The following is a 6,370-nucleotide window of genomic DNA, read 5'->3' on the forward strand; positions in this document are numbered from 1 at the left end:
CCCCCTCACGCCGCCCCTCCCCACCACCGCCCTGTCCGCTGTGCGAGCACCCGCACACCGCGTCGGAGCGGTCGATTACGCTCATACGCATGGCCGACGCACCGTACAAGCTGATCCTCCTCCGCCACGGCGAGAGCGAGTGGAACGCGAAGAACCTGTTCACCGGCTGGGTGGACGTCAACCTCAACGAGAAGGGCGAGAAGGAGGCGGTCCGCGGTGGCGAACTCCTGAAGGACGCCGACCTCCTGCCCGACGTGGTCCACACGTCCCTCCAGAAGCGGGCGATCCGCACGGCCCAGCTGGCCCTCGAATCCGCCGACCGCCACTGGATCCCGGTCCACCGCTCCTGGCGCCTCAACGAGCGCCACTACGGTGCGTTGCAGGGCAAGGACAAGGCGCAGACCCTCGCGGAGTTCGGCGAGGAGCAGTTCATGCTCTGGCGCCGCTCCTACGACACCCCGCCCCCGCCCCTCGAGGACGGCACCGAGTTCTCCCAGTCCGCGGACCCGCGCTACGCGACCATCCCGCCGGAGCTCCGCCCCCGCACGGAGTGCCTGAAGGACGTCGTCATCCGGATGCTCCCGTACTGGTACGACGGCATCGTCCCGGACCTCCTCGCCGGCCGCACGGTCCTGGTCGCCGCCCACGGCAACAGCCTGCGCGCCCTCGTCAAGCACCTCGACGGCATCTCCGACGCCGACATCGCGGGCCTGAACATCCCGACGGGCATCCCCCTCGCCTACGAACTCGACGCCGACTTCAAGCCCCTCACCCCGGGCGGCACCTACCTCGACCCGGACGCGGCGGCAGCAGCGATCGAGGCAGTCAAGAACCAGGGCAAGAAGAAGTAACGCGACACCAGCAAGCCCCCGACCTGCGAGTTCTTCGCGGGGCGGGGGCTTTTTGGTGGTTCGGTGTGGTTGGTGGTTCGGCCTGCGTGGGTTTCCGGGGTGCCGAGGCGGCCCCGGTTCTCCGGATCCTCGGATCTTCGGGGAGAAGGGGCGTCGGGTGGGCGGGGCACGTTCAGGGGACGCCCGCCGGTGTGCGGTGGGGCGGTCGTCGGTTGGGCTCCCCGTGTGAAACGGAGCGTGCGTTCGGACGCAGTTGCGGCACGTCCCCCCGCGTCCGGCCCTGTCCGCGGCTTCAGTGATCCCGTTATGTCGGTTGATCCGTGGCCGATGCACGGACCGGCCGGGCGGGCCGCTCCCGCGATCGGCCCCTCGGGAGGTTCAGTGAAATCGTCAAGGTGGTGGGCCGGCGTCGTCGCCGCGGTCAGCCTGTCCGCTTCCCTCGTCATGGGCGCTTCAGCCTCGTCGTCCGCGACGGCGGCCGACCACGACGGCAGGACGGCGGCCGTCCGGCAGGTTCGGCCGGGCACGTCGGCGCCCGCACCGGTCGGACCTCTGGCGCACCCCGGAGACGGGCACGGGCCCGGTCGGCCGCGCGCGTGCGAGGGGCTGGTGCCCTACCCGATCCCCGAGGCGTACCGCCCGTACTACTTCTGCGGTGACTGGCGGCTCGGCCCCAGGTGGTTGCCGACCCGCGGGCCGGTGGGGGCCATCCTCAAGGGCTATGACCGGCTCGGCGGTCTCACCGCCGTGGCGTTCCTGAACCGGTGGTGGAACCCGGCCGCCGACTCGGGCCAGGGCGACTGGCGCTATCCGTCGGACGACGGATTCGCGCACGACATCCAGGGCGGCGTGATCGCGGCGCCGTTGGTGCTCCACGCGAACCAGAACCTGCTGCTCGACCGCTTCGGCAACGAGGCCGGCCGCTTCCTCGCGTCGGCCGGCACGAGGTACGGGCTCAGGGCGCTCCCGCCGTCCAGCCTCGACACCACCGACCCTCGCTACCCGTACAACTACCACCTGTACCGGCTGGCCAAGGACGTCACCGTGTGCGCCGGGCCGCAGGCCCCGGCGTTCGAGCAGCCGGGCACCGGCATCCAGTACGTGACGTCGAGCTCGTTCTGCCCGAGCATCCCCCGCACGAGCGTGGCCGACCTGGTGGGCAACGGCACCCTCGTACGGCTGAAGGCCACGTACCCGTCCCGGTCCTGATCGTGCGCCCGTGGGGAAGACTTGCTCCATGGACCGGTTCGAGCTGTGCCGCGCTCTTCGGTCGGCCGGCGTCCCGGAGGCGTACTACGAGATCCAGGACTGCCCCCACGGGCCTCACACGGCCGATCGCTACTTCCTCGAGGAGCGCGGCGGCCTGTGGGCCGTGGGTGTGCACGAACGCGGCACGCGCGAGGTGCACGAGTGGTTCACGGACGAGGACCGGGCATGCCGTTGGCTCCACGACCGGCTGACGGACGAGGGGCCGCGGCCCGAACCCGCCACTCCCGAGGAGATGGACCGGCTCCTGCACGACGCCGACGGCATCCGACGGCGGGCCCGCGAGGCCCTGGACCGGGCTCTGTCCGAGGCCGGCCACCGGCGGACCGCGCAGGGGCCTCGCCCCGACGACGGTCGTCCACGACCCCCGTCGGCGGGATGACCGGAGGGGCCTGACCCGCTCGGGCGTCCTGCCGGACCGCCGGCGGTCGCCATCCGGGCCCGCCCCCCCGGCCCGGGGTCCGCCTCCACGGTCCGGGGTGCGGGCGCATCGTAGGGATGTGGCGGGTCAGGGCGTCGGGGCGGGGGTCGGTGCGTCGGTCCCGGCCGGTGCGGCCGGTGCGGCCGGGGCGTTCGCCGGGCCGGTGCGGGGCAGGTCCCGGGTGATGCGACGCCGCTTGCTCGGGCCGAGGACGGGGTGGGCGACGCCCCAGGCCGCTCCCTTGCAGATCAGTTCCTTGTAGCGCGCGGCGAAGCGTCCGGTGAGGGCCCTGTCGGTGGCGCGGTCGTCGGCGGTGACGTACTGGATGAGGCCTTCCCTGCGGCCCAGCGAGACGCACTGGTTGAAGTAGCGCATCGAGACGGTGGGGATCTTGCCGCCGGTCAGGCGGGCCGCGATGGCGTCGGCCGCCTGCCAGGCCGTGGGGACGCCCGAGGCGCACGACATCCGCAGCGGCTTGTCGCCGGGGCCCTGCACCAGGGCCGCGTCGCCGATGGCGTACACGTCGGGGTGCGAGAGCGAGCGCAGGGTCCGGTCGACCGCGACGCGGCCGGCGTCGTCGGTCTCCAGGGCGGTGGCGCGGGCGATGGGGTGGACGGCGAAGCCGGTCGTCCAGAGCGTGGCCGCCGAGGGGAGGGAGCCGCCGTCGGCCGTGACGACGTGGTCGGCCCCGACGGCGGTGACGGCGGTGTGCTCGTGCACGGTGATGCCGAGGCCGTCGACGACCTTGCGCAGGTGCCGGCGTCCCTTCGGCGAGAGCCAGTCGCCCAGGCCGGAGCGGGCGGCGAGGGCGACGTCCAGGTCCGGGCGGGCCTCGGCGATCTCGGTCGCGGCCTCCACTCCGGTGAGGCCGGCGCCCACCACGACCACGGGCTGTCCCGCGGGCAGTCCGGCGAGGCGTTCGCGCAGCCGCAGCGCTCCGGGCCGGCTCGCGATCTGGTGCGCGTGCTCGGCGGCGCCGGGGACGCCCTGGTCGTTCCAGCCGCTGCCGAGGGCGTACACGAGGGTGTCGTACGACAGCTCCTCGGTCCCGTCGGCGGCGAGGACGGAGACGGTCCGGCGCTCGACGTCGACGCGCGTGACCCTGGCGATCCTCAGCCGGACGCCGCTGCCCGCGAACATCTCGTCCAGCGGCCGCGGGCTGAGTTCCTGGCCGACCGCCAGCTGGTGCATCCGGACGCGCTCGACGAAGTCGGGTTCGGCGTTGACGAGGGTGATGGCGACGTCTTCGCGGTGCAGTCGCCTGGCGAGGCGCCCGGCGGCGACGGCTCCGGCGTATCCGGCCCCGAGGACGATGATGCGGTGCTGCATGTCGCTGCTCCTGTCTTGAGCGGATTCGCCTCTTGAACCGGGCGGCCCGCCGTTTCCTGACAGGAGGACGATGTGAAGCACGTCACATCGGGGTCAGAAGGCCCGCAGCAGGGGCTCCCCGTGGTCGACGGCCGCCCAGTGCCTGGTCGCGCGCTCGAGCTTGTCGGGGTTGACCTGGTTGCGGAACGCGGCGATGCCGTCGGGGCCGATCTCCAGGCACATGACGCCGATGACCCGGCCGTCGAGCACGGCCACGAGGGCCGGGGAGCCGTTGGCGGTCGAGGCGTAGACGTCGGGCGAGCCGCCGACGATGGACCGCTTGGCCTGGCTGGGCTTGAACAGGCCCCGCATGAACGTGGCCACCGCGAGGGCGCCCTCGAACGCCTTGGCGCGGGCCGGGACCTTGCCGCCGCCGTCGCCGATCGCGACGGCGTCCTGGGTGAGCAGCCGTACGAGCGGCTCGGTGCGCCCGCTGGTGGCGGCAGCGAGGAACTCGTCGACGATGCGCCGGGCGGCGGCCTCGTCGATCTCCGTGCGGGCCCTGCCCTGCGCGACGTGCTTCTTGGCGCGGTGGAAGATCTGCTGGCTGGCGGCCTCGGTGAGGTCGAGGATCTCGGCGATCTCCCGGTGCGGGTAGTCGAAGGCCTCCCGCAGCACGTACACCGCGCGTTCGTTGGGGGAGAGCCGCTCCAGCAGGGTGAGCACCGCGTACGAGACCGACTCGCGCTGTTCGGCGGTGTCGGCGGGGCCGAGCATCGCGTCCCCGGCGAGCAGGGGTTCGGGCAGCCACTCGCCCACGTACGTCTCGCGCCGCGCGCGGGCCGACGTGAGCTGGTTGAGGCACAGGTTGGTGAGCACCTTGGTCAGCCAGGCCTCGGGAACCACGACGCGATCGGCGTCGGCCGCCTGCCAGCGCAGGAACGTCTCCTGCACGGCGTCCTCCGCCTCGCTCGCGGAGCCCAGCAGGCGGTAGGCGATGGCCTCCAGACGGGGCCTCGTCGCCTCGAACCGGTCCACGTCGCTCACGGTCAGGGCCATGCCACGGATCCTAGCCCGCACGGTCGCGGACCGCGTTTCCTTTCGTCACCGGTGGGTCACAGGCGGGCGCCCGGCAGAACTCCCGTGGCCGTCCGCCCCGTCTGCGCGGGTGAACGACGGCGCGACGGCGGACGCCCGCGCCGATCCGGAATCGGGGGAACGACATGCGTGACATGGACGCGAGCGTGGGCGGCACCGGCGTCGAGGGGCGTGCGGACGCGCGGCGGGGCGGGGCCGGGGCCGCGACCCGCGGCGGCGGTGTCCTTCGGGGCCTGCTCGGTCCCGCGCGCCGGGGCGCGGTGGCGGCGGCCGCGGTCGCCTCGGCGGCCCTGGCGATGACGGCCTGCCAGCCGACGGACTCGCCCTCTCCCGCCGGGAGTTCCGCCCCCGCGACGAGCTCTGCCGGGGGTTCCACGGCGAAAGGCCCCTCCGCCGGGGCTTCCGCCTCGGCCGGCTCCACCGACGGCGGCTCGGGCTCCGGGGCCTCCGGCGGCTCCGGCGGCTCCACGCCCTCCGCCCCGGCCACCGCCTCGGGCACGTCCTCGGCCTCCGCGCCGGCCTCCGCCTCCCCGTCCGCTCCCCGCGGCTCGGCCGGCGGCGCCGTGGCGACCTGTGCGGCGAAGAGCCTCGAGGTCACCGCCCGGCAGGCCGCGCAGCGGCCGGCCGGCACCGGGATCGGCGCCGCGATCGTCACGTTCACCAACGTCTCCGGCCGGGCGTGCGTCCTCAAGGGGCACCCGTCCGTCGCCGGGGCGGGCAACGGCTCCCCGGAGCACAACTCACCGCTCGAGGTGACGCCGGTCGGATCGGCCGGGCCGGTCACGGTGGCCCCCGGCGGCAGGGCGTGGGTGAAGCTGACCTTCGTGCAGGTGCAGGGCGAGGCCGACGGGTACTGCGTGTCCGGTGCGGACCCCTCCGTGTACCCCACGGTCGTCGTCGGTCTGCCGGGCTCCGGGTCGCACCAGGTCGCCCTGGACGACGGCCAGTTCGCCGAGTGCGACGACACGGTGACCGTCACGGCCGTGGCGGCCGCCGCCTCCTGACGCGCCCCGGGCGCGGCGAAGGGCCCCGGCGTCGTGTCGACGCCGGGGCCCTTCGCGTCCGCGTCCGTGCCTCGGATGCGTCCTCAGCCGCACTGGCAGGGGCTGCCCGACTGGCATCCGCAGCCGCACCCGGAACCGCAGCCGCACGCGCCGATCAGCATCAGGTTCCGGATCTCGGCGGGCTGCTCGCTCGGGCGCGCTTGCGTCGGGTCGGGCGGGGGAGTGCTGGGGGACTCGGCCATGGGGTTCCTCCCGGAGGCGTAGGACCTGTGCCCATTGGATGCCCGTTCCCCCGGGCGCATCAACGGCGCACAGGGTCTTGCACACGCCCGGCACGGCCCCCGCACGCCTGATACGGCCCCCGCACGCCCCCGGCGGCCGACGGCGCGCGAGCGGGTGGACCGGATCCCCCGCGCCCCACC

Annotated in this window: 6 protein-coding genes; 4 read left to right on the plus strand and 2 right to left on the minus strand. The window is 74.1% G+C overall.

The window, feature by feature from the left end; all coding sequences use genetic code 11:
• Positions 1-89: 89 nt before the first annotated feature.
• The 3 genes from KMS84_RS37500 to KMS84_RS37510 all read left to right on the plus strand — a co-directional run bounded on the left by KMS84_RS37500 (position 90) and on the right by KMS84_RS37510 (position 2,499).
• Positions 90-851, plus strand: coding sequence for a phosphoglyceromutase (locus KMS84_RS37500; protein WP_256921028.1), 762 nt, complete (start codon positions 90-92; stop codon positions 849-851).
• A gap of 381 nt (positions 852-1,232) precedes the next feature.
• Positions 1,233-2,060 carry a TNT domain-containing protein gene (locus KMS84_RS37505; RefSeq protein ID WP_256921029.1) on the plus strand — a complete coding sequence of 276 codons (828 nt, stop codon included), beginning with the start codon at positions 1,233-1,235 and terminating at the stop codon, positions 2,058-2,060.
• A gap of 28 nt (positions 2,061-2,088) precedes the next feature.
• The gene (locus KMS84_RS37510; RefSeq protein ID WP_256921030.1) at positions 2,089-2,499 is read left to right on the plus strand and encodes a hypothetical protein; all 411 of its coding nucleotides are present in this window, start codon (positions 2,089-2,091) and stop codon (positions 2,497-2,499) included.
• 126 nt (positions 2,500-2,625) lie between these two features.
• On the opposite strand, the gene KMS84_RS37515 is transcribed toward KMS84_RS37510, so the two are convergent.
• Positions 2,626-3,867, minus strand: coding sequence for an NAD(P)/FAD-dependent oxidoreductase (locus tag KMS84_RS37515; protein ID WP_256921031.1), 1,242 nt, complete (start codon positions 3,865-3,867; stop codon positions 2,626-2,628).
• Positions 3,868-3,960: 93 nt separating this feature from the next.
• The gene (gene sigJ / locus KMS84_RS37520; RefSeq protein ID WP_256921032.1) at positions 3,961-4,905 is read right to left on the minus strand and encodes an RNA polymerase sigma factor SigJ; all 945 of its coding nucleotides are present in this window, start codon (positions 4,903-4,905) and stop codon (positions 3,961-3,963) included.
• Between the two features lie 164 nt (positions 4,906-5,069).
• Between sigJ and KMS84_RS37525 the strand changes: the two genes are divergently transcribed.
• Complete coding sequence (locus KMS84_RS37525) at positions 5,070-5,948, plus strand: DUF4232 domain-containing protein (RefSeq protein WP_256921033.1); 879 nt, start codon at positions 5,070-5,072, stop codon at positions 5,946-5,948.
• Positions 5,949-6,370 lie beyond the last annotated feature (422 nt).

Source organism: Streptomyces hilarionis, assembly GCF_024539675.1.
GTDB classification, from domain to species: domain Bacteria; phylum Actinomycetota; class Actinomycetes; order Streptomycetales; family Streptomycetaceae; genus Streptomyces; species Streptomyces hilarionis.